19 protein-coding genes are annotated in these 22,215 nt (G+C 73.3%); 14 read left to right on the top strand and 5 right to left on the bottom strand.

All coding sequences use genetic code 11. The annotated features are described in order from the left end of the window. The first annotated feature begins 100 nt into the window (after nucleotides 1-100). Nucleotides 101-1,648, top strand: a complete 1,548-nt coding sequence (locus H1D33_RS24775; RefSeq protein ID WP_307755245.1) for a glycoside hydrolase family 26 protein — start codon at nucleotides 101-103, stop codon at nucleotides 1,646-1,648. A gap of 54 nt (nucleotides 1,649-1,702) precedes the next feature. Here H1D33_RS24775 and H1D33_RS24770 read toward each other — a convergent pair whose 3' ends face one another. The 4 genes from H1D33_RS24770 to H1D33_RS24755 are packed head-to-tail and all read right to left on the bottom strand — an operon-like array spanning nucleotide 1,703 to nucleotide 4,663. Then, a complete protein-coding gene (locus H1D33_RS24770; RefSeq protein ID WP_181570876.1) occupies nucleotides 1,703-2,617 on the bottom strand; it encodes a glycosyltransferase family 2 protein in 915 nt (304 codons plus the stop codon). Further along, nucleotides 2,614-3,612, bottom strand: coding sequence for a sulfotransferase family protein (locus H1D33_RS24765; RefSeq protein ID WP_181570877.1), 999 nt, complete (start codon nucleotides 3,610-3,612; stop codon nucleotides 2,614-2,616). Before H1D33_RS24765 ends, H1D33_RS24770 begins: the two co-directional genes overlap by 4 nt. Continuing rightward, on the bottom strand, nucleotides 3,609-4,187 hold the full coding sequence (locus H1D33_RS24760; RefSeq protein WP_181570878.1) for a glycosyltransferase: 579 nt from the start codon (nucleotides 4,185-4,187) through the stop codon (nucleotides 3,609-3,611). Before H1D33_RS24760 ends, H1D33_RS24765 begins: the two co-directional genes overlap by 4 nt. After that, nucleotides 4,187-4,663 (bottom strand): glycosyltransferase family 28 protein, encoded by a 477-nt coding sequence (locus H1D33_RS24755; RefSeq protein WP_181570879.1) that lies wholly within the window; start codon nucleotides 4,661-4,663, stop codon nucleotides 4,187-4,189. The genes H1D33_RS24760 and H1D33_RS24755 overlap by 1 nt, the downstream gene beginning before the upstream one ends. 501 nt (nucleotides 4,664-5,164) lie before the next feature. Here H1D33_RS24755 and H1D33_RS24750 point away from each other — a divergent pair. The 9 genes from H1D33_RS24750 (at nucleotide 5,165) to H1D33_RS24710 (ending at nucleotide 18,604) form a co-directional block, all read left to right on the top strand. Then, a complete protein-coding gene (locus tag H1D33_RS24750) occupies nucleotides 5,165-7,009 on the top strand; it encodes a Wzz/FepE/Etk N-terminal domain-containing protein (protein ID WP_181570880.1) in 1,845 nt (614 codons plus the stop codon). Next, entirely contained in the window at nucleotides 7,006-8,013 is a 1,008-nt protein-coding gene (locus H1D33_RS24745; protein ID WP_181570881.1) for a DUF3048 domain-containing protein, read from the top strand. The genes H1D33_RS24750 and H1D33_RS24745 overlap by 4 nt, the downstream gene beginning before the upstream one ends. Continuing rightward, a complete protein-coding gene (locus H1D33_RS24740) occupies nucleotides 8,010-9,500 on the top strand; it encodes an O-antigen ligase family protein (protein ID WP_181570882.1) in 1,491 nt (496 codons plus the stop codon). The genes H1D33_RS24745 and H1D33_RS24740 overlap by 4 nt, the downstream gene beginning before the upstream one ends. Continuing rightward, the gene (locus H1D33_RS24735) at nucleotides 9,500-10,705 is read left to right on the top strand and encodes a hypothetical protein (RefSeq protein ID WP_181570883.1); all 1,206 of its coding nucleotides are present in this window, start codon (nucleotides 9,500-9,502) and stop codon (nucleotides 10,703-10,705) included. Before H1D33_RS24740 ends, H1D33_RS24735 begins: the two co-directional genes overlap by 1 nt. Nucleotides 10,706-10,722: 17 nt before the next feature. After that, a complete protein-coding gene (locus H1D33_RS24730; protein WP_181570884.1) occupies nucleotides 10,723-11,586 on the top strand; it encodes a sulfotransferase domain-containing protein in 864 nt (287 codons plus the stop codon). Continuing rightward, a complete protein-coding gene (locus tag H1D33_RS24725) occupies nucleotides 11,553-13,178 on the top strand; it encodes an oligosaccharide flippase family protein (protein ID WP_181570885.1) in 1,626 nt (541 codons plus the stop codon). The genes H1D33_RS24730 and H1D33_RS24725 overlap by 34 nt, the downstream gene beginning before the upstream one ends. Before the next feature lie 28 nt (nucleotides 13,179-13,206). After that, on the top strand, nucleotides 13,207-14,139 hold the full coding sequence (locus tag H1D33_RS24720; protein ID WP_181570886.1) for a sulfotransferase family protein: 933 nt from the start codon (nucleotides 13,207-13,209) through the stop codon (nucleotides 14,137-14,139). A gap of 144 nt (nucleotides 14,140-14,283) precedes the next feature. Then, entirely contained in the window at nucleotides 14,284-15,330 is a 1,047-nt protein-coding gene (locus tag H1D33_RS24715) for a glycoside hydrolase family 26 protein (protein WP_181570887.1), read from the top strand. A 217-nt stretch (nucleotides 15,331-15,547) separates the two neighbouring features. Beyond that, on the top strand, nucleotides 15,548-18,604 hold the full coding sequence (locus H1D33_RS24710; protein WP_246411893.1) for a malectin domain-containing carbohydrate-binding protein: 3,057 nt from the start codon (nucleotides 15,548-15,550) through the stop codon (nucleotides 18,602-18,604). A gap of 68 nt (nucleotides 18,605-18,672) precedes the next feature. Here H1D33_RS24710 and H1D33_RS24705 read toward each other — a convergent pair whose 3' ends face one another. Further along, on the bottom strand, nucleotides 18,673-19,065 hold the full coding sequence (locus H1D33_RS24705) for a CBS domain-containing protein (protein WP_181570889.1): 393 nt from the start codon (nucleotides 19,063-19,065) through the stop codon (nucleotides 18,673-18,675). 112 nt (nucleotides 19,066-19,177) lie between these two features. On the opposite strand from H1D33_RS24705, the gene H1D33_RS24700 reads away from it, so the two are divergent. The 4 genes from H1D33_RS24700 (at nucleotide 19,178) to H1D33_RS24685 (ending at nucleotide 22,193) form a co-directional block, all read left to right on the top strand. Next, complete coding sequence (locus tag H1D33_RS24700; protein WP_246411895.1) at nucleotides 19,178-19,627, top strand: NUDIX domain-containing protein; 450 nt, start codon at nucleotides 19,178-19,180, stop codon at nucleotides 19,625-19,627. An 85-nt stretch (nucleotides 19,628-19,712) separates the two neighbouring features. Continuing rightward, nucleotides 19,713-20,444: a phosphocholine cytidylyltransferase family protein gene (locus H1D33_RS24695; protein WP_181570891.1), complete on the top strand. Its 732-nt coding sequence runs from the start codon at nucleotides 19,713-19,715 to the stop codon at nucleotides 20,442-20,444. Further along, a complete protein-coding gene (locus H1D33_RS24690; protein ID WP_181570892.1) occupies nucleotides 20,432-21,499 on the top strand; it encodes an iron-containing alcohol dehydrogenase family protein in 1,068 nt (355 codons plus the stop codon). The genes H1D33_RS24695 and H1D33_RS24690 overlap by 13 nt, the downstream gene beginning before the upstream one ends. Next, on the top strand, nucleotides 21,474-22,193 hold the full coding sequence (locus H1D33_RS24685; protein WP_181570893.1) for a CDP-alcohol phosphatidyltransferase family protein: 720 nt from the start codon (nucleotides 21,474-21,476) through the stop codon (nucleotides 22,191-22,193). Before H1D33_RS24690 ends, H1D33_RS24685 begins: the two co-directional genes overlap by 26 nt. Nucleotides 22,194-22,215 lie beyond the last annotated feature (22 nt).

The raw sequence follows: 22,215 nt of genomic DNA, 5'->3' as shown, positions 1-22,215 counted from the left end.
TGACGGTACGTACGGCCAGGGTGAACGAGGGATATTGTCGGGCAGGAATGCGCGTCCGACCTGAGCCCACGACACGGGCCGCCGACAGCCAGGGAGGGCCATGCCGGCCGACCGAGACCCGCACACTGCCTTCGGGCAGCCACCCGGCCTGTGGCCGGGGCAGGACATTTCGCACCAGTCGGACGGGGTTGCACTGCCCTGGCCCGACGCCCGGGCCGAGCCCGCGCCACCGGCGCGGCTCGACGCCCACGGCGACCTGCCCTGGCCGCAACGGGAGGCGCCCGGTCGCGAGCACCCCGACCAGAGCTGGTCGACGCACGACCAGTCCTGGTCCGGGCGCGACGAGCCCTGGTCCGGGCACGACCAGCCCGGGTGGCGACACGACCCGTCCTGGTCGGGACCCGACGCGGCCCCTCCGGCCGCCGTCGACCAGGCGACCGCCGGTTGGGGCCGGTCGGCGACGGCGACCGCCACGCTGACCGGGCCACCGCCCCCGCACGCCCCGGTCGGGCCCCCCGCCCGGCCGACGGGCGGAGGTCCCGGCCAGCCACCGCCGCCGTCCGGCTCGCCCGTGCCGCCACCCGGCGGGGCGCGTCGGCGCTGGCGCATGATGATCGCGGCAGCCGTGGTGCTGGCCGTGGCCGGCGGCGGAGTCGCGGTGGCCGCGCTGCGGCCCGACGCCACCAACCCGCAGGCGGGCGAGGTGCCTCGCACCTCCGCCCCGTCGGCCGGCCTCGGCGCGCCCGCCGCGCCCGGCCCCGCGTCCCCGAGCGCCGCCCAGGGCCTCGGCGGCAAGCCCGCCGCGAAGCCGTCGGCGTCCGCCGGCGCGAACGCGAAGGGCTTCGCCGGCACCCGGCTGACGCTCCCCGGCGCCTCGATCGGGGTGCAGAGCGGGGAGAGCTTCGGCCAGGCGCTGACCCGTTCCGACCAGACCTTCGGCAAGCTGCAGATGGCCCGGATCTTCTTCCCGGGCCTGCCGCCGGCCTGGAAGGGCAGCCGCGCGGACGTGGTGGACCGCACCGTCGTGGTGTCCTTCAAGGCCTCGCCGCAGGAGATCAACTCAGGCCGGCACGACGCCCGCCTGGCCTCCTGGTTCGCCTCGATCCCGCGCGACCACAACGTCTACTGGTCCTACTTCCACGAGCCGGAGGACGACGTCGAGCGCGGCGCGTTCACCACGGACGCCTACCGGGCGGCGTGGAAGCGGGTCGCCGGCCTGGCCGCGCGGGCCGACAACGCCAAGCTGATCAACACGCTGATCCTGATGTGCTGGACGCTGGACTCGAAGTCCGGGCGCAGCTTCGACGCGTTCTACCCCGGCGGTGACGTGATCGAGGCGCTCGGCTGGGACTGCTACAACTGGGGCAAGAAGTGGAAGCGGTACGCCGCGCCGCAGGAGATCTACGGCCCCATGATCAACAAGTCGAGGGCGCTGGGCAAGCCCTTCGGCGTCGCGGAGACCGGCAGTGACCTGGTCCCGGGTGACTCCGGCGCCGGCCGGGCCGCCTGGATCCGAGCCATGACCAGCTATCTGAACGGTCAACGGCCGGAGTTCGTGGCCTACTACAACCAGACGGTCAGCCAGGGTGACTTCCGGCTGCTCGACCAACCGAGCATCCAGGCCTGGAAGTCGTTCTGCGTGGCCTGACCGGACGAGTGGAGCGGCGGGCGGGCGGCCCCAGGTCGCCCGCCCGCCGCCGTCTCAGATGCCCCGGCCGCGCTTGTGCAGCGTGCGCAGCACCCGGTCGGCCTGCACCGCCCGGCTCGCCACGGCCAGCGCCAGGTAGGCGCGCGGCTCCTTCGGGTTGCGGGCCAGCGTGCGCCGGGCCCAGCGGACCGCGTCCCGCCGGTTGCCCATCGCCGCCTGCGCGAAGGCGATCTGGCCGGCCACCCGCGCCTCGCCGTGCGGCACGGTGGCGAACTCGGGATAGCGGCGCAGCAGCCACTGCAACGCGGTCGAGATGGTCTCCCAGCGCTGCGCGAAGTAGGACCGCTTGTGCCAGCGGACCAGCACGTACGGGCTCTCCACGTTGACCAGCGGGGCATACCGGGCGGCCCGGAGCAGGAACTCGTAGTCCTCCGCGTAGCTGCCCGGGATCTGCTCGTCGACCAGGCCGATCGCGTCGAGCAGCGCGGCCCGCCGGATCAGGAACGTGGACGGGTGCAGCTCGGTGAGCCGGTCGCGGAGCAGCGCCTCCAGCGAGATCCGGGCCCGATCCAGCGAACGGTCCACCGTGCGGTCGTCGTAGCTGACCCGGATGCCGCAGCTCACCAGCGCGCCGTCCGGGTGCGCGTCGAGCGCGCCGAACTGGGCGGCCAGCTTGCCGGGCAGCCACTCGTCGTCGTCGTCGCAGAACGCCACCCAGTCGCCGGTGGCCGCCTCGATGCCGGTGTTGCGCGCCCCGGCCAGCCCCGCGGTGCGGGTGTTCGTGATGACCCGGACCCGCCGGTCGCCCCGGTCCGCCTCCAGCGACCGGTCCGGCTCGGACTGGTCGTAGACCACGATCGCCTCGATCAGCCCGGGATGCGCCTGGCTGAGGATCGCGTCGAGCGCCGCGCGCAGCAACTCCGGACGGTCCCGCGTCGGTACGACGACCGAGATGCTCGGCCCACTCATGATCTCTCCACGGACTCGTCGGATCCCCGCTGGCCCAGGTAGCCGTAGCGGACTCGGAGGGGCAGCGTGGCCAGGCTGACCACGGCCCGGCTGCGGCGCGGCAGGCGGTCCCGCCACGCCTCGTCCCGCCGTACCGTCAGCGGGCCGCCGCTGAACCGCAGCGGGTTGCCCGCGACGCTGTGCGCGCGGAACGGCGCGGCCGGCTCGGCCGCGGGGTTCGGCGGGTCACCGGCCAGAATGCGCAGCGCCGCCGGGTCGTCCGGCAGGCCGCTGAAGTCACGCAGCCGGCGTACGGTGCCGGCCGGGTCGGCGGTGAAGTCCTCGTAGCGCAGCCGGAGCACCTTCGCCCGGGAGGCGAGCAGGTGGAACGCCGCGTTCTGCGCGGTCCACAGCTTGCTCACCTCGAACGGCGAGAACGTCGGCATGAAGTCCTCGCCGTCCACCACCTCGGGCCGGCGCACCTGCTTGCCCCACGAGTACGCGACCGCCCGGCTGTCCCGGACCAGGTGCAGCACCCGCAGGTCGAGGTCGTCGGCCCAGCTCAGCGCGAAGGCGAGCGAGGCGTGCTTGCTGGAGTCGACCACCACCCGCGCGCCGGTCACCGCGAGCGCGGCGCGGTAGATCCGGGTGTAGAGGTCGGCGTAGCGGCGCACGTCGGCGAGCTGATCCGGCGCGAGCGAACCCTTCGCCAGCCGGGGGATGTGCCGGGTCCGGTCGACCCGGTCCTTGAGCGCCAGCACGTCGTCCCGGTCGACCGCGGACCAGCCGCCGAAGGCCTGCTCGCCGACCTGCCGCCAGAACGGGCAGGCGGTGAACCGCTCGCCGCAGCCGCAGCGCTCGTCGGCGCCGAGCGCCCGCTCCCAGAGATGCACCACCTCACCGACCGCGCACACGTCGGCACTCTGCGCCAGCAGCAGTTCCAGCAGCGTGGAGCCGCTGCGGCCGAGACCGCCGACGAAGAGGACGCGCGGCTGGGGCGGCTCCGGCGTGCTCATCCGCGCCGCCCGCCAGCCCGCTGGCGCCCCCGGCGGGCCACCAGGTCGTCGATCACGGCGCCGACCCGGGCGACCGCCTCGGCGCGCGGGTCCGGCCGCCCCGGGTCGGCGGCCAGGACGAAGCGACCCGGCTCGGCCAGCCCCTCGTCGAGGGCGGCGACCAGCTCGGACTCGGACTCGCAGAGCCGGACCATCCCGGCCGCGCCCAGCCGCCGGGAGAACAGTTGCTGGTGGTTGTCGACGTGCTCGTCGTGGGCCGGGTCGCGGGGCACCACGATCGGCAGGTGACCGGTGCGCCGGGCCTCGGTGATGGTGGCCGGGCCGCCGTGGCTGACCACCAGCGTGGCCTCGGCCATCGCGCGCTGCAGCTCCTCGTGACCGAGGAACGGGGTGGCCTCGGGCAGCGCCGGCTGGCGGCTGTGGCCGAACTGCAGGACCAGCCGCACCTCGGGACGGGCCGCGTGCCAGCGCTCCAGCCAGCCGACCAGACGGTCGAAACGGTGCACGTCGGTGCCGACCACGACCAGCACGAACGGCACCGTACGCCGGTCCCGCTGCTGCGGAATGTGCGCCATCAGAGGAGGTTCCCCACGACGGTCGCCTCCGGGTACATCCGGCGCTGCTCCTCCCACTGCACGAGCATCGCGGAGAGGAAGGGCCGGCAGAGCCGGGCGGTCAGGGTCGCGCTGTCGATCCGGTCGTACACCTCGATGTAGACCGTGGGGATCCGGCGCAGCCGGGCCGCCACCACGAACGGCAGGGCGACCCCGGCCCCGGTGGTGACCACGGCGTCGACCCGGCGCCGGCGGATCACCTTGAGCGCGAGGAACGCGTTGCGGACCAGGTTCTTGACGTTGCGGGTGGTGGGGTGGTGGGCCCAGACCACGTCCTCGCCGTCGAGCAGCGAGCGGGCGTCCGGTGTGTCGAAGGTGACCCAGGCCCGACGCCGCTCCCGGTACCAGGGCTCCAGTGCCAGCAGTTGGGCCAGGTGGCCGCCGCTGGAGCCGACCAGCAGGACCTGCCCCGCGCCGTCGGTTGACCCGCTCACCACAACGTTTCCTCCCGTACACGTGTGACCGCGTCCGGATTTACGTGAATGCCCCTCGGACGCGCCCTGACAACCTACTGGCGCGCCCCTGGACAACTGAAGGGGCCGTTGGACGGATCCCGGCCCGCCGGACGGGTCACCTCGGGATTCCCGCCGCCGGGATCCGGCCGCCGGTGCGAGCCGGCAGGTCAGCCCTGGTGACCCCGCAGCGGTGGGCCGGGACACCCGCACCTCGGGCGGGTGTGTCAGGATTCCGTCACCGCTCCGCACGCGAGCCGGCGGCGACGTCGGCTCCCGGGGGCAGGTCGGGCCCGCTGCCGGGAACCCGCCGAATGGCCAGCACCGGTCGGCCATCTCTATGCGGGCTGCCCACACCTGGGCAGGCTTACCGGAACGTGAGCAGACTTTCCCTCAACGTTCGGATCGGGGACACTCGAAGTCACGGTCAGTTCCAGCTGTGCCGTGGGACTGCCCGGCTCGGTCGAAAGGGAGCGACAGACACTCATGCCCTCACCCCATTTGGCCGAGAACGACGCCGACGGTCTTGCCCTGATGGCCTACCTGGGCTGGTTGCGCCGCCGCTGGTGGATCCTGCTGCTCGCCGCGGTCCTCGGCCTGGCCGGCGGCCTGGCGATCACGCAGATCCAGGACGCGCGCTACACCTCGACCACGTCGCTGCTGGTCCGTCCGCTCGGCTCCGGCGCGGAGAGCAACCCGAACGCCAAGGTCAACCTCGACACCGAGGCGCAGGTGGTCCGGTCGCTCGTGGTGGCGGAGCGGGCCAAGGGCCTGATGAAGGTCACCACCGGCGGTGACGAGCTGGTCAAGTCCGTGACCGTCAACGTGCCGCCGAACAGCCAGATCCTCCAGGTCGCCTACGAGGCGGACACGCCCGCCGAGGCGCAGGCGGGTTCGCACGCCTTCGCGCAGGCCTACCTCGACCTGCGCAAGGCCACCGCGCAGAAGGCGCTGGAGAACGAGACCAACGCGCTCAATCAGCAGATCGCCGCGGTGAAGAAGGAGCTCAGCGCCGTCGCCGGGCGGATCTCGGCGGCCCCGGCCAACTCCCCCGAGCGGGAGCGCGCCGAGGCCGACCGCAGCGTGCTGACCAACCAGCTCAGCGGGCTGAACAACCGGCTCAGCCCGCTGGTCTCCGCCGACTCCGACCCCGGCGAGATCATCTCCGACGCCCGGCTGCCCGAGCGGCCCAGCTCGCCGAACCGCACGCTCAACCTGGCCAGCGGGATGGGCGCGGGCCTGCTGCTCGGCATCGTGCTGGCGCTGGTGCTGGACCGGCTCGACACCCGGATCCGGCGCGGGCGCGACATCTCCGACCGGGTCGGCCTGCCGCTGCTGCTGGAGCTGGCGACCCGCCCGCCGTCGCTCTCCGTCCTGCCCGCCACCCACCGGATCTCGCGCGAGCTGGGCCGGCTGCGCAACGTGCTGCTCTCCGCCGTCCCCGAGTCGACCCAGGCGGGCCGCGGTCGCCAGCTCCTGCTCTGCGACGGCTCGGCCGGCACCGCCGCCGGGTTCGTCGCCGCCAACCTGGCCGCCGCGTACGCCCGCACCGGCGCGCAGGTCGCGCTGGTCACCACCAAGCCCGACTCGACGCTGAGCAGCATCACCGGGGTCGCCGAGGGTCGGCACAGTCTCGCCTCGGTCCTCCGTCGCGACGTGCCGGCGCTCAAGGCGCTGGCCCCGGTGCCCGGGCTCGGCCAGCTCCGGGTGCTCGTCCCGGGTGAGCTGGACGCGGAGGTCGAACTGCCGGTCGCCGGCCTGCTGGAGATCCTGCAGGAGCTGACCGCGCGCTTCGACCACGTGCTGATCGAGACCGGCCAGCCGACCCACGCCGTCGAGGCGCAGGCGCTGGGCCGCTACGTGGACGCGGTGATCGTGGTGGCCGAGTCCGGCAAGACCCGCAGCGGCGAGATCACCGCCGCCCTCCAGCAGTTCGAGCAGGTCAACGCGCCGGTCATCGGTGCGGTGCTGGCCCCGCGCCTGCCCGCGCCGACCGGCGGGGCCACCCGCCCGGCCGCGCCGTCCGGCTCGACCGCTCCGGCGCCGCCGGCCGCCAACCGGCCCAAGCCGCGGCCGAGTCCCGGCCCGTCCGCCGAGTCCACCATGGTGCTGCCCCGCATGCAGTCGTCCCGTTCCGGCCCGACCGCCGGGCCGGCGAAGCCGGCGGCCCCGGGCAAGGGCGCCGCGCCGGTGAAGCCGCCGGCCGGTCCGGGCAAGCCGATGCCGGTCAACGGCGCCGGCGGCACCTACCGTTCGCGCGGCGGCGGCGGCAGCAGCGACGGCGGCGACGGCCGCAGCTACGCCATCGACTCCGGCGAGGACCTGGGGTGAACCGCCGGCAGATGCTCCGCGCCGCCCTCGCACCGGCCGTCGTCCTCGGCGTCGGCACGGGGTGCAGCGAGCCGCAGCCCGCGCCGGGCAGCGTCGACGTGGCCGACCCGGGCAGCCTCGCCGCGACGCCACCGTCGGCCAGCCCGACCTCGAGCCTGCCCGCCGGCCCGCTGACCGGGGCCCCGGTCGGCACCCCGGCGGCGGCCACCCGCCAGGCGGTCGCGGTGCCGATGCGGGTGAGCCCCGCCACCACCCCGGCCGGGCTGGACGCCGCCGACCTGGTCTACGCCGAGTTCGCCGAGTCGGACACGCTGCACCTGACCGCCGTGTTCCACTCCCGGGACGCCAGCAAGATCGGGCCGGTCACCGAGATCCGGCCGGTCGACATCCGCTCGGTCTCGGTGCTGCGCCCGTTCGTCGGATACGACGGCGGCCCGACCGGCTTCCTCACCCAGTTCGAGAGCTCCGACCTCGACGGTGTCACCCCGGACGACGACAGCAAGGTCTTCAGCGGCGACTACACCTCGACGGCCGCGCTGCTGAAGGCCGCCCCGAAGGGGGGCCAGCCGCCCACGCCGGCGCTCGACCACGCCACCGACGGCGACGCGCTGGCCGCCCGGGACCTGGCCCCCGCCACCGAGTTGACGATCACGGTGTCCGGCGGCCCGCCGATGGTCTGGCGATACGACCAGCCGAAGGCGCGCTGGGTGGGCAAGGTCGGCACCGCGACGGTGACCGCCGCCTCGGTGATCGTGCTGACCATGGAATACCGCACGCTCGAGGTCCGTAAGCCGTCGTTCCGCTCGCTGCCGTCGGCGAACGTCTTCGGCGAGGGCGCGGTGGTCGCGGTGTCCGGCCCGACCAGCGCGAAGGGCCGCTGGCGCAAGCCCGGCCTGGGCATGGTCTGCACGCTCGCCGACACCGGGGGCGACCTCCTGCACCCGCAGCCCGGCAACGCGTGGGTGATCTACGCGCCGACCACCGCCAAGGTCACCGTGAAATGAGCACCGTCACCCCACCCCGCCCGGCGCGCGGGTCGGTCCCGGTGGGCGCGGTGGTGGCGGCGTCCGGCGGCAACCGGCTCGCGCCGGTCCGGGCGCGGCCGAAGGGCTGGTCCTGGCGGCTGCCGACCGCGTGGCCGCTGATCTCGCTCTTCCTGCTCTGGCCGGTGTGGTGGGCGCTCGGCGTGTCCAGCTTCGTCTTCATCATCTTCGCGGTGCCGATGGTGGTGCAGATGGCCCGGCGCGGCCCGGTCCGGGTGCCGCCCGGCTTCGGCATCTGGCTGATCCTGCTGCTCTGGCTGTTCCTGTCCGCGGCGACGCTCGGGCTCACCGCCCCGAACACGCTGCCGCCCGGCGGTGGCGGCGGCCGCTATCTCGGCTGGGGCATCCGGCTGGCCAACTTCGTCGCCATGACCGTGACCATGCTCTACGTCTACAACCTCAGCGAGCGGGAACTGTCCCGGCGCCGGATGATCCGGCTGTTCGGGTTCATGGGCGTGGTGGTGGTCGTCGGCGGTTGGCTCGGCTCGCTGTTCCCCACCGCCGGGTTCGTCGCGCCGCTGCGCTTCGTCCTGCCGCACTCCATCGCCACCCACCCCTTCGTCGCCTCGCTGATGGACGTCAAGTTCGCCCAGGTCCAGCAGGTGATCGAGGGGGAGGCCAGCTCACCGCGACCGTCCGCGCCGTTCACGTACACGAACTCGTGGGGCGAGAACACCGCGATCCTGCTGGTCTGGCTGATCGTCGGCTGGGTGGTGCTGGGCAAGCCGCTGCGCCGCACCGCGGGCGTGGCCATCGCGCTGGCCGCGATCTTCCCGATCATCTACTCGCTCAACCGTGGGCTCTGGATCGGTCTCGGCATCGCCGCGCTCTACGTGGCGATCCGGCTCGCGTTGCGGGGCCGGATGGTGGTGCTCGGCGGGCTCGCCCTGGCGGTCGGGCTGATCGGCGTGCTGATCGTCGCCACCCCGCTCGGCCGGACGTTCGACGAACGACTGCAGAACGGGCACAGCGACGACATCCGCACCACGCTGTCCGAGGGCGCGGTCGCGGCGGCCAACCACTCGCCGATCCTCGGCTACGGCGGCAACCGGGCACTGATCGGCAGCAACCGGTCCATCGCCATCGGCAAGTCCGACGACTGCAAGCAGTGCGGCAACCGGGAGCTGGGCAGCAACGGCCAGGTCTGGGCGCTGCTCGTCGGCCAGGGCTGGGTCGGCGCGCTGGCCTACAACGGCTTCTTCCTCTACTGCCTCTGGCGCTACCGGCGCGACCACAGCGCGATCGGGATCGCCGGCACGCTCGTCATCATCCTGATGCTCTTCTTCCAGTTCACCTACGGCGCACTGGAAGCCACCCTTGCCTACGCCCTGATCTCGGTCGCTCTGCTGGCCCGCAACGACCGGCTGCGCCGGGCGCTCGCGCCGGTGCCCCCCAAGGGCACGATCGCCGGGCTACGGGCCCGACTGGAAGCAGCCGGTGACCGTTGATGGTGCTCCGCCTACCCCCGGACGGCGACGGCCGCTCCGCCTACCTCGGTGAGCTGGCCGGCCTGATCTGGCCCGAACCGGCCGAGCCCGTACTGCGCCGGGGCGGCCCCGGCTGGGTGGTGGTGCCCTCGGCCGCCCGCCCCCGGCTGCTGGTGCCCACCGGCTCGGGCCGGGCCGCCGCCGGGGCCGTCCGGCACTCCACCGAAGCGGTCGGCCGCAAGGCCAAGCTGGTCCGGCAGGGGCTGGCCACCGCGTTCCGGCTCGGGCTGGGGCCGGTGGTGTTCCGCGACCGGTTGGTGGTCGACGGCGGCGGGCTGGACGCCTACCTGACCGAGGTGCTGGGCGAACCGGCGCTGGTCAGCCTGCACATCGGGCCGGCGCGGGCCAACCGCAAGCCGGTGCTGCAACTGCTCGCGCCGGACGGCCGCGCGCTGGGCTACGCCAAGCTCGGCGTCGACCCGCTGACCCGGGCCCTGGTCGACGCCGAGGCCGCCGCGCTGCGCCGCCTCGCCGGCGTGCCGCTCGGCCCGGTCGTCCTGGCCGGGGTCCGGCACCACGGCGACTGGCACGGGCACGCGCTGCTGGTGCAGGAGGCGCTGCCGGTGCGACTGCCCCGGGCCACCCCGGCCGTGGCAGCGGACGCCGAGCGGGCCGCCATGGTGGCGGTCGCCGGCTGTCTCGGCGTACACCGGGGGTCGTGGGCGGGCAGTACGCACGCGGCCAGGCTCGCCGACGCGGTGGACGCGCTCGGTGACCGGCCGGAGGCCGGGCGGCTGCGCGCGGTGCTCGCGGCGGTCGCGGACGCCGACCCGGTGGTGGCGTTCGGCGCCTGGCACGGCGACTGGAACGGCGGCAACAGCGCGGTGCTGGCCGACGGCCGGGTGCTGGTGTGGGACTGGGAACGGTTCGAGGCCGACGTGCCGGCCGGCTACGACGCGCTGCACCTCGCGGTGCAGGGCGCGATGAGCCACGACGGGGTGGAGCCGATCGAGGCCGCCCGGGCGCTGATCGCCGGCGCCGACCGGACGCTCGCGCCGTTCGAGCAGGTCGGTGGGGGCGCCGACCTCGTCGCCGTGCTCTACCTGGTGGAGCTGGCGGCACGTTATCTGCGGGACCGGCAGGCCGAGGCGGGTGCGCGGCTGGGGCACGTCGACACCTGGCTGCTGCCCGCCGTCGAGGAGCACCTGGCCCGCCGGGCCGGGTGAGAGTGAGGAGTGGGGACGTGACGGTGGCCAGGGAGCAGGCGCTCCGCGCGGTGAAGTCGGTGAGTCGGACGGTCGGTCGGTTGACCGCGGGCTCGCGGATGGTGCCGGGATTCCTGATCGTGGGGGCGCAGCGCTGCGGCACCACCTCGCTGTTCAAGACGCTCTCGCAGCACCCCGGGGTGCTGCCGCCCGCCTACCACAAGGGCGTGCACTACTTCGACGTGGACTACCACCGGGGGATGAGCTGGTATCTCGGGCACTTCCCCACCAACGGCAAGGCGGACGCGGTGAAGGCGCAGCTCGGCGTGCGCGGGATCACCGGCGAGTCGAGCCCCTACTACATGTTCCACCCGCTGGCCGGGCAGCGGATCGCCACGGACCTGCCGTCGGTGAAGCTGCTGGTGCTGCTGCGTGACCCGGTGGAGCGGGCCTACTCGGCGCACTCCCACGAGCTGGCGCGCGGCTACGAGACCGAGGCGGACTTCGAGCGGGCGCTGGCGCTGGAGGAGCAGCGGACCGCCGGCGAGCGGGAGCGGATGACCGCCGACCCGACGTACGCCAGCGAGCACTTCCAGCACAACTCGTACCTGGCCCGGGGCCGCTACATCGAGCAGGTGGAACGGCTGGAGGCGCTGGTCGGCCGGGACCGGCTGCACGTCATCGACAGCGACGACTTCTTCGCCGACCCGCGGCCGTCCTTCGACGCGGTCTGCGACTTCCTGGAGCTGCCCCGCTGGGCGGACATCGCGTTCGGCAAGCACAACTCGCGCTCCCGCTCGCCGATGTCGGCCGAGCTGCGGGCCCGGCTGGAGGACCACTTCGCCCCGTACGACGAGCGGCTGGCCACGTGGTGGGGACGCGTGCCGTCGTGGCGGCGGTGACCCGGGCGGACGCCGACGCCACGGTCGTCCTCCCGGCGGTCGGGCCGGGTGCGGGTGCGGGTGCGGGTGCGGGCCTGGGTGGCGCGGCCCGCCAGGGCTTCGCCAACCTGGTCGGGGTGGGTCTGGCCGCGGTGGCCGGCTTCGGCCTCAACATCGTCATCGCCCGGGGCTGGTCGGTCCGCGAGGCCGGCATGTTCTTCGCCGCCACCAGCGCCTTCATGATCGCCGCGTCGGCGGCCCGGCTCGGCACCGACGTGGGCACGGTCTACTTCGTCAGCCGGCAGCGCACGCTGGACCGGCGGGACCAGATCCGCGGCACGATCCTCGCCGGCCTGCTGCCGGTGCTGGTGGTCGGCACGCTGCTGGGCGTGGCCGGCTGGCTGGCCGCCCCGGCGCTGGCCCGGGTGACCATGCCGGAGGCCGGTCCGGGTGCGGTGACCGCGCTGCGCGTCCTGCTGGCGTTCGTGCCGCTGGCCGCGCTCAACGACTACGCGCTGGCCGCCTGCCGCGGCTTCGGTCAGATGCGTCCGCTGCTCACCGTGGAGCGGCTCGGCCGCACGCTGGTGCAGTTCCTGGCCGTGTCGGTGGCCGCCTGGCTCGGGCTCTCCGCCACCGTCGCGTTGCCGCTGGCCTGGGTGGTGCCCTACCTGCTCGCCGCCGTGGCCGCGTTGATCTGGCTGGGTCGGCTGGTCGGCCGGGCCGGCCGGCAGGTGGCGCGGCCGGTCCCGGCCGGCGAGATGGTCGGGCCGTTCTGGCGGTTCACCGGCCCCCGCGCGATCAGCAGCGTGGCCGCGATCGTGGTGCAGCGCATGGACATCGTGCTGCTCAGCGCGCTGCGCGGGCCGGCGGACGCGGCGATCTACACGGCGGCGACCCGGTTCCTGGCGCTGGGTCAGCTCTCCAGCGTCGCGCTCTCCAGCTCGGTGCAGCATCGGCTCGCCGCCGCGTTCGCCCGGGACGACCGGGCCGACGCCCGGCAGCTCTACCAGGCCGCGACCGGCTGGCTGGTGCTGCTGTCCTGGCCGGCCTACCTGGTCTTCGCGGCGTTCGCCGCGCCCATGCTGTCGCTCTTCGGCGCCGGCTACGGCGGCGGCCGCCGGGTGGTCGTGCTGCTCGCGCTGACCATGTTGGTGGCGACCGGGTGCGGCATGGTCGACATGGTGCTCAACATGGCCGGCCGCACCGCGTGGACGTTCTACAACGCGATGGGCGGCACGGTGCTCAACGTGGTCGCCAACCTGCTGCTCATCCCGCGCTACGGCATCCTCGGCGCCGCCCTGGCCTGGACCCTTTCCATCCTGGTCACCAACCTGGTGCCGCTGACCCAGCTCTGGTGGTCGATGCGGCTGCACCCGTTCGGCGCCGGCACCCGGGCCGCGATGGCGCTGGCCGTCGTCGCGCTGGGCCTGCCGCTCGGGGCGGCCTCCCTGCTCGGCGTGTCGCTTCCGGTGCTCGCGCTGGTGGCGGTGGCCGGCACGGGGGCGTACCTGGCGGGCGCGTGGCGCTGGCGGCGCACGCTGCACCTCGACGCGCTCCGGTCGCTGCGCCGGGGCGGTAAGCGCGCCGGGGCGGACCCGGCGACCCGGTCCTGACCGTTCCTGCTCACCGATGGGATCTTCGATGACCAGCGACTCCCCCCTCGCCCCGCACGCCGGGCTGTCCACGGTGAAGGCCGCGAAGCTCGCCGCAGTCGGCCTGCTGGCGGACCGCAAGGAACGCCGGGACCTGGAGCGGCCGGTGGAGGCCGGCAAGCGGAAGCTCACCCTGAAGGTGGAGCGGCCCATCTTCATCCTCGGCGCCCCGCGCTCCGGCACCACGTTCCTGGGTAGCTGCGTGGGCGCGCTGCCGGACGTGTCCTACCACTACGAACCGCGGCTGACCAAGGCGGTCGCCCGCTGCGTCTACGAGGGAAGCTGGACCCCTCAGCGCGCCGCGCGTTACTTCCGCGGCTACTACGGCGCGCTGCTCGCCGCCGCCGGCCACGGTGGGCTGCGGTTCGCCGAGAAGGACCCGGAGAACTGCTTCATCGTGCCGTTCCTGGCCGAGGTCTTCCCGGACGCGGTCTTCCTGCACGTCTACCGGGACGGCCGGGACGTGGCGGTGTCGCACGCCGAGCAGCCCTGGCTGAACGCCGCTTCCACCGGCACCGGGCGCAGCGGTCGCGGCGGTACGCCGTGGGGCGCCGCGCCGCGGTTCTGGGTGGAGCCGGAGCGGCGCGAGGAGTTCACCCGCGTCTCCGACCTGGGGCGGTCCGCCTGGATGTGGCGGCGCTTCACCAGCAGCGCGTTGGCTCAGCTCGCCGCGCTGCCGGCGGACCGGGTCCGGCACCTGCGTTACGAGGACGTGGTCACCCGGCCGGCCGAGGCGGCCGAGGTGGTCGGCGACTTCCTGGAGGTCGGTGACCCGGCCGGCCGGCAGGCGCTGCACGCCCGGTTCGCGCAGGCCCGGCCCGGCTCGGTGGGGCGTTGGCGGAAGCGACTGACCGAAGAGGATCTGGCCGACGTGCTCGCCCAGGCGGGCCCGCTGTTGACGGAACTCGGCTACCACCCGTGAGGACGCTGGCACGGGTAGAGTGCCAGGGGTCGCCCGCCCGGCCCGGCGTGCCGTCCCGCTGACGCGGGGCCCGCCAGCAGAATGACCGTGGGCCGGCGACCATCCTGGGGAGAGGTTGCGGTGGTACGACGGTTACGACGGACGATGGCGGCCGTGTTCGCGTTGGCCCTCCTGGCACCGGCGGTCGCGGCGTGCGACTCCGGGTCGGGTGACCGGGCCGGGGAGACGGCGTCGGCGGTGCCGCCGCCGCCCACGGTGACGCCCCGCACGGGCGTGGTGCAGACCACCGGGCGCGGGCCGGAGCTGCCGGAGAAGGGCGCCTGGGTGGGCGCCTGGGTGAAGCCGCAGTTCCACAACGCCACCGGCCGGGCGGCGGCCTGGGACGACTTCAACCGGGCGGCCGGCGGTCAGCTCGCCATCGCGCATATGTTCCACGAGTGGAACGAGCCGTTCCCGGGCGGCACCGAGCGGGCGTTCCAGGCGCAGGGCAAGCTTCAGATGATCTCCTGGCAGGGCACCGACACCAGGTCGACGGTCAGCGGCGTCTACGACAACCTGATCCGGCAGCGGGCGCAGGACGTCAAGGCGTTCGGCGTGCCGGTGCTGCTGCGCTACCGGTGGGAGATGGACCGGCCGAACCTGGCCGCCAGCATGCACTCCCCGGAGGACTACGTCGCCGCCTGGAAGCACGTGCGCGCCATCTTCACCGAGGTCGGCGTCACGAACGCGGCCTGGACGTGGTGTCCGCACGCGGACGGGTTCGCCGAGCCGGAACGCCGGGCCGCCGACTACTACCCCGGTGACGACCAGGTCGACTGGCTCTGCACCGACGTCTATCCGAGCCCGGAGTGGAACAGCTTCAGCAACCGGATGGACCACTTCATGGCGTTCGCCAAGAAGCACCCGCGGCCGGTGGTGATCGGCGAGTTCGGGCTGACCCAGGACGGCCGGCCGGGCCAGCGGGCCGAGTGGATGCGCGAGGTCGGCCCGTACCTGAAGAAGCACCCGCAGATCAAGGCCGTGATCTACTTCGCGGCCAAGCAGACCGAGAAGCCGCTGTACGACAGCACGTTCGGCAACGACCCGGAGAGCGCGGCGGTGTTCCGCGAGTTGGCCACCGATCCGTACTTCAATCCGCCGATGCCGGATCTCAGCGCCTCCGCTGTGCCATCCCCCGCACGCACAGAGTGATCTTCACTCGTCTTTTCGTTCGACTCGGGCCGCTTGTTGTGTCAAAAAGGCCGGTCCCGGGTGGACGGGCGACAGGCGAATGCGAGAAGGTATTGCTCTCACGTCTGCGGTCGGCCGTGCGACGCCACACCTCGCGTCGACACCGGCCACGATCGCAGCGCCTCCGACGTTCCCCCCGGAGCAGCCTGTGCCTTCCTCGATCCTGAGACACCGCTCGGTGTCCGCCTTCGGCGCTGCCGTGCTCGGCATCGCCACCCTGTTCACCCCCGTGCCGGCACTGGCCGCGCCGGCGGCCACGGTCGCGCCCGACCACAGCACGCTGGTCGGCGAGGTGCCCTCGGACAAGACGCCGAACATCAACGACGGCAACGTCGTGGCCATCCACGACGCCGGCAGCAAGGTGATCGTGGGTGGCTCGTTCACCAACGCGCAGAACCGCGGCTCCTCGCCCACCCCGGTCGACCGCCGGGGCCTGCTCGCCTTCGACAAGGCGACCGGCAAGATCGACGAGGCGTTCGCGCCGGTGCTCGACGGTGACGTCACCGCGATCATCGCCGGCCCGACCGCGGGCACGGTCTACGTCGCCGGCACCTTCAACAAGGTCGGCGACAAGAACTTCCGCAAGCTCGCGCTGCTGAACGTCGCCGACGGCACCCCGGTCGACGGCTTCAAGGGCCCGGCGTTCAACGGCACGGTCAACGACATCGCGCTGATCGACGGCCACCTGCTGGCCGGCGGCATCTTCAGCACGGTCACCGCGACCACCAACCGCAACGGGCTCGCCTCGCTGAACCCGACCACCGGCGCGGTCGACGACTACCTGACCGTGGCGCTGACCGAGCACCACAACTGGACGTCGACCAACGGTGGCGCCTCGGCCGGCGTCGGCGTCGAGAAGCTGACCGTCTCGCCGGACGGCAAGCACCTCGTGGTGATCGGCAACTTCAAGAAGGCCGACGGCGCGGTGCACGACCAGATCGTGCGGATCACCCTGGGCACCGGCTCGGCCACCGTCGCCGACTGGAACACCGACGGCTACTCGGGCGCCTGCAAGTACAGCGCCTTCGACTCGTGGGTGCGCGACGCCCAGTTCTCCCCCGACGGCAAGTACTTCGTGGTGGTCACCACCGGTGCGTCCTACCCGGGCACGCTCTGCGACTCGGCGGCCCGCTGGGAGACCGACGCCACCGGCGCCGGCCAGAAGCCGACCTGGACCAACTTCAGCGGCGGCGACACGTTCCTCTCCGTCGGCATCAGCGAGAAGGCCATCTACGTCGGCGGCCACTTCCGCTGGTCCAACAACCCGCTCGCCCGCGACAAGGCCGGACCGGGCGCGGTGCCGCGGGCCAGCATCGCCGCCCTCGACCCGGCCAGCGGCCTGCCGCTGGCCTGGAACCCGGGCCGCCACCCGCGCGGCTACGGCGTCACCGAGATGCTGGTCACCCCGCAGGGTCTCTGGCTGGGCAGCGACCAGGACTACATCGGCAACTTCGAATACCAGCGGAAGAAGATCGCCTTCTTCCCGCTGGACGGCGGCAGCACCCCGCACTCGACCAGCACCAAGGGCCTGCCCGGCGACGTCTACCAGGCCGGCCGCGCGGCGCAGACCGAGGTCCTCTACCGGGTCAACGCGGGTGGCCCGGCCATCCCGGCGACCGACGGCGGGCCGGACTGGGCCGCCGACACCGACGCCGCGCCCAGCCCGTACCACAACGGCGGCAACAGCGCGAAGGCCTACCCGACCAACGCGACGTTCGACGCCACGGTGCCGACCAGCACCCCGGCCACCCTGTTCAACACCGAGCGGTGGGACCAGGCGACCGCGCCCGACATGCAGTGGGACATCCCGGTCGCGGCCGGCACCCGGGTGAACGTCCGGCTCTACCTGGCCAACCGCTACTCCGGCACCGCCACCGTCGGCAAGCGCAAGCTCGACGTCAGCATCGACGGCGTGCTCAAGCTGAACGACTTCGACCCGGTGGCCGCCGCCGGCGGCACCGACCGCGGCACCATGCAGTCCTTCTCCGTGGTCAGCGACGGCGTGGTCGACATCGACTTCGGCCGGGTCCTGGAGAACCCGCTGATCCAGGGCATCGAGATCGTCAAGACCGCGCCGACGCCGGACGCCTCGGACGTGCTCTACCGGGTCAACGCCGGTGGCGACCAGCTCGCCGCGCCGAGCGGCCCGGCCTGGGCGGGCGACAGCCTGACCGCGCCGAGCGCCCTACACAACGCCGGCAACACGGTGACGACGTACACCACCGACGCGACGGTCGACGGCACCGTGCCGGCCGGCACGCCGGTCCAGCTCTTCAGCAGCGAGCGGTGGGACGAGGCGCCCGCCCCGGACATGCAGTGGGACTTCCCGGTCCCGGCCGGCACGCCGGTGCAGGTGCGGCTCTACCTGGCCAACCGCTGGGCCGGCACCGCCACCGCCGGCAAGCGCAAGTTCAACGTCAGCATCGACGGCGTGCAGAAGCTGAGCAGCTTCGACCCGATCGCCTCGATCGGCGCCACCAACAAGGGCACCATGCGGGCCTTCGCGGTGACCAGCGACGGCAACGTCGACGTCGACTTCGGTCGGGTCCTGGAGAACCCGCTGGTGCAGGGCATCGAGATCGTCAAGCTGCCGCCGGTGCCGCCGGCCACCACGGTCGACAGCATCACCAAGCGGTCGTACGACGGCGCGACGACCGTCGGCAACGCGATGTCGGTGCCCAACCCGGACGACACCCGCTGGTCGACCGTCAAGGGTGCGTTCTGGGTCGGCGGTGACCTGTTCTACGGCGTCGGCGGCGACCTCTACAAGCGCTCGTTCGACGGTGCCGACTTCGGCAGCCCGAAGAAGCTCGACCCCTACCACGACGAGAAGTGGGACACGGTGGTCACCGGCTCCGCGCCGGAGGGCTCGACCTACGCGGGCATGACCACCAACTTCGCCGCCGAGCTGCCCAACGTGACCGCGATGTTCTACAAGAGCGGCCGCGTCTACTACGCGCTGGCCGGCCAGAGCACGCTGTTCTCGCGGCAGTTCACGCCGGACACCGGCACGGTCGGCGCGGAGCGGACCACGATCACCGGGACGACCGCGTTCGCCGACGCGGCCGGCCTGTTCCTGGACGGTGACAAGCTCTACGTCGTCTCCCGGAGCACCGGCAACCTGTCCACGATGGACTGGTCGGACGGCGCGCCGACCGGCTCCGCCACGGTGCGCAGCGGCCCCGGCGTCGACGACGTGGACTGGCGCGGCACCGCGGTCTTCGTCGGCCCCTGACCGGGACGGCACCACCGAGAAACCGCACGACGATGGCCCGGCCGGTATCGGCCGGGCCATCGCCCGTCTCAGGCCCGGGTCGGGGCGTGCTCCCGCGCCCAGACCCGCATCAGGTCACGTACCGAGATCACCCCGGCCACCTCCCGGCCGTCGAGCACCACCAGGTGGCGGAACCCGCCCCGGGCCATCGCCGCGGCCGCCTCCTCCACCGTCCAGTCCGGGCCGGCGTAGACGACGTCCCAGGTCAGGTGGGCACCGGTGCGCTCGACGTCCGGGTCGAGCCCGGCGCCGATGGCCTTCAGCACGTCGCGTTCGGTCATGATCCCGACCCCTTCGGAATCCGGGTCGATCACGACCGCCGACCCGACACCGCGGGCCGACATCATCCGGGCCGCCTGGCGGAGCGTGTGCTCCGGGCCGACCACGAAAACCTCACTGGACATCGCTTCCCGAACCTGCATCACACATCACTCCTGTGGGACGGCGACTGGGTACGGACATGGTGGGCCATCGATGCGTACCGGGACAAGAACGGGCATCGCCGGAAACGGCGCGGCTCGCTACTGTCGGAGGGTGTCCACCGAGCCCCTCCGCTGCGCCGGCGCGCTGATCGTCGACGACGACGGCCGCATCTTCGTCCAGCGCCGCTCCGCCGAGCGTCGTCTCTTCCCCAACTGTTGGGACATCGCCGGCGGTCACGTCGAGCCGGGTGAGGAGATCGACGACGCGCTGCGCCGGGAGGTCACCGAGGAGACCGGCTGGGCCGTGTCGCACGTGCTCGGCCTGGTCGGCGAATACCGCTACACCGGCGACGACGGGGTGGAGCGGATGGAGACCGACTTCCTGGTCCGGGTGGACGGCGACCTGAGCCGGCCCCGGCTGGAACCCACCGAGCACACCGAGTTCCGCTGGCTGGCCGAGCGGGACATCGCCGTGCTGGACGAGCACCGGGACGTCAACGACGGTCTGCTCAGGCGGATCGTGGCGGACGGTTTCGCGGCGCTGCGGTCGATCGGGCTCTAGGGCGATCACGGGCTGCACCACGGCCGCCGGGCCGCCGACGATATCCTCGCCTCGTGGAATCGGTCGAGAAGAGGAGCGTGTCGGCATGATCGGGATGGTGCTCGCCGCGGGTGCGGGGCGCCGGCTGCGGCCGTACACGGACACCCTGCCCAAGGCCCTGGTGCCGGTCGACGGGGAGACCACCATCCTCGACATCGCGCTGCGCAACCTCGCCGAGGTGGGGCTGACCGAGGTGGTGATCGTGGTCGGCTACGCCGCCGACGCGGTCCGGCGGCGGCAGGCCGAGCTGGCGGAGAAGTACGGCGTCACCATCACCCTGGTCGACAACGACAAGGCCGAGGAGTGGAACAACGCGTACTCGCTCTGGCTGGCCCGGGAGCACTTCTCCCGGGGCGTGCTGCTGGTCAACGGCGACACCGTGCACCCGGTGAGCGTCGAGAAGACGCTGCTGGCCGAGCGCGGCCCGGGCATCCTGCTGGCCGTCGACACGCTCAAGCCGCTGGCCGAGGAGGAGATGAAGACCACCTTCGACGCCGCCGGCCAGCTCACCCGGATCACCAAGCTGATGGACCCGGGCGAGGCGTACGGCGAGTACATCGGCGCGACGCTGATCGAGCCGCAGGTGGCCGACGCGCTCGCGGACGCGCTGGAGGCGACCTGGCGGCGGGACCCGAACCTCTACTACGAGGACGGCTACCAGGAGTTCGCCGACCGCGGTGGCGAGGTGCGGGCGGCGCCGATCGGCGACGTGTCCTGGGTCGAGGTCGACAACCACGACGACCTGGCCCGGGCGCGGGAGATCGCGTGCCGCTACTAGCCCGTAGCGTCCTCACCCCGCTGCACATCGACGTGCGGCGGGGCGCGGTGGCCGACCTGGCGGCGATCCTCTCCGACGGCCGGATCTCGGCCGGCGGGGACGTGGCCGTGGTGGTCGGGCCGGGGCAGGGCGAGAAGATCGCCGAGCTGATCCGGCCGTCGCTGCGGTCGGCGGACGTGTTCACCGTGGCCGGGGGCACCCTGGACGCCGCCGACGAGCTGGGTGGCAAGCTGCGCGCCCGGTCGTACGACGCGGTGGTCGGCATCGGTGGCGGCAAGACCATCGACGTGGCGAAGTACGCGGCCACCCGGCGCGGCCTGCCGATGGTGACGGTGGCGACCGCGCTCGCAAACGACGGCATCGCCTCCCCGGTGGCCAGCCTCATCACCGAGGGCCTGAAGGGTTCCTACGGGGTGCACATCCCGATCGCGGTGATCGTCGACCTGGACTTCGTGGAGGCCGGGCCGGAGCGGCACAACCGGGCCGGCATCGGTGACGTGGTCAGCAACATCAGCGCGCTGGCCGACTGGGAGCTGGCCCGCGTGGTGCGCGGCGAGCCGGTGGACGGGCTGGCCGCAGCGTTGTCGCGGGCCGGCGCGGAGGCGGTGCTCAACCATCCGGGCGACATGACCGACGACGCGTTCGTCACGGTGCTGGCCGACGCGCTGATCTCCAGCGGCCTGGCGATGGCCATCGAGGGCACCAGCCGTCCGTGCAGCGGCGGCTGCCACGAGATCATGCACGCGGTCGACGCGCTGTTCCCGGGCACCGCCTCGCACGGCGAGCTGGCCGGGCTCGGCGCGCTGTTCTGCACGTTCCTGCGCGGCGACGAGCGCCGGTTCGCCGAGATGTCCGCCTGCCTGGCCCGGCACGGGTTGCCCCGGCTGCCGGCCGAGGTGGAGCTGACCGACCACCAGTTCGTCGAGGCGGTGCAGTTCGCGCCGGCCACCCGGCCGGACCGCTACACCATCCTCGAACACCTGGCGATGTCCGCTTCCGAGACCCGGGAGCGGCTGGCAGACTACGCCGGTGCCCTCCGCGACCACCTTGGCTGAGCCCCGTCCCACCGTCGCCGACTTCCACCGGGTCAACCGGGGCGGCGGCCTGTTCAGCGAGTCGATCAGCCAGTGGATCGGGGCGGCGTTCGCGCTTGCCGCTCAGCGGCTGGGGCTGCGCCCGACCGCGCTGACCGTGGCCAACCTGGTGCTGGGGCTGGCCGCCTCGGCGACCGTGGTCGCGTTCGCCGACGAGGTGGCCGCCGGCACAGTCCCGGCCTGGGTGGTCGGGCTGGTCGCGCTGGTCGGCTGGCAGGTCGCGTACGCGCTGGACTGCGCCGACGGGCAGCTCGCCCGGGTGACCGGTCAGGGCAGCGCGGCCGGCGCCCGGGTCGACGTGCTCTGCGACGTGGCCGCCCAGATCGCGCTGGTGGCCGCTCTGTCCGCCACCGCCGTGGCGCAGCGCCCGTCGACGCCGGTCTGGTTGGTGGCGGTGTTCGCCGGCACCTGGATGGTCAACCTGGTGACGTCGGTGATGCAGGCCGGCCCGAACGCGGCCAGCATGGTCACCTCGACGTCCCTGCCGGTGCGCCTGGTGAAGCTGGTCCGCGACTACGGCGCGGTGATCTTCGTGGCCGGGCTGGTGCTGGTGTTCGCGCCGGCGCTGGCGTTCTGGGTGATGGTGGCGTTCACGGTGGTGAACGGCGGCTTCCTGCTCGCCAGCATCGCGTTCTCCGCCCGCGCCTCACTGTAAGGCGGGGCCCCTTCTTAACGCT

The sequence above is a fragment of the Micromonospora ferruginea genome (genome assembly GCF_013694245.2).
GTDB classification, from domain to species: domain Bacteria; phylum Actinomycetota; class Actinomycetes; order Mycobacteriales; family Micromonosporaceae; genus Micromonospora; species Micromonospora robiginosa.
This window is presented reverse-complemented; position numbering and strand designations above follow the sequence as displayed.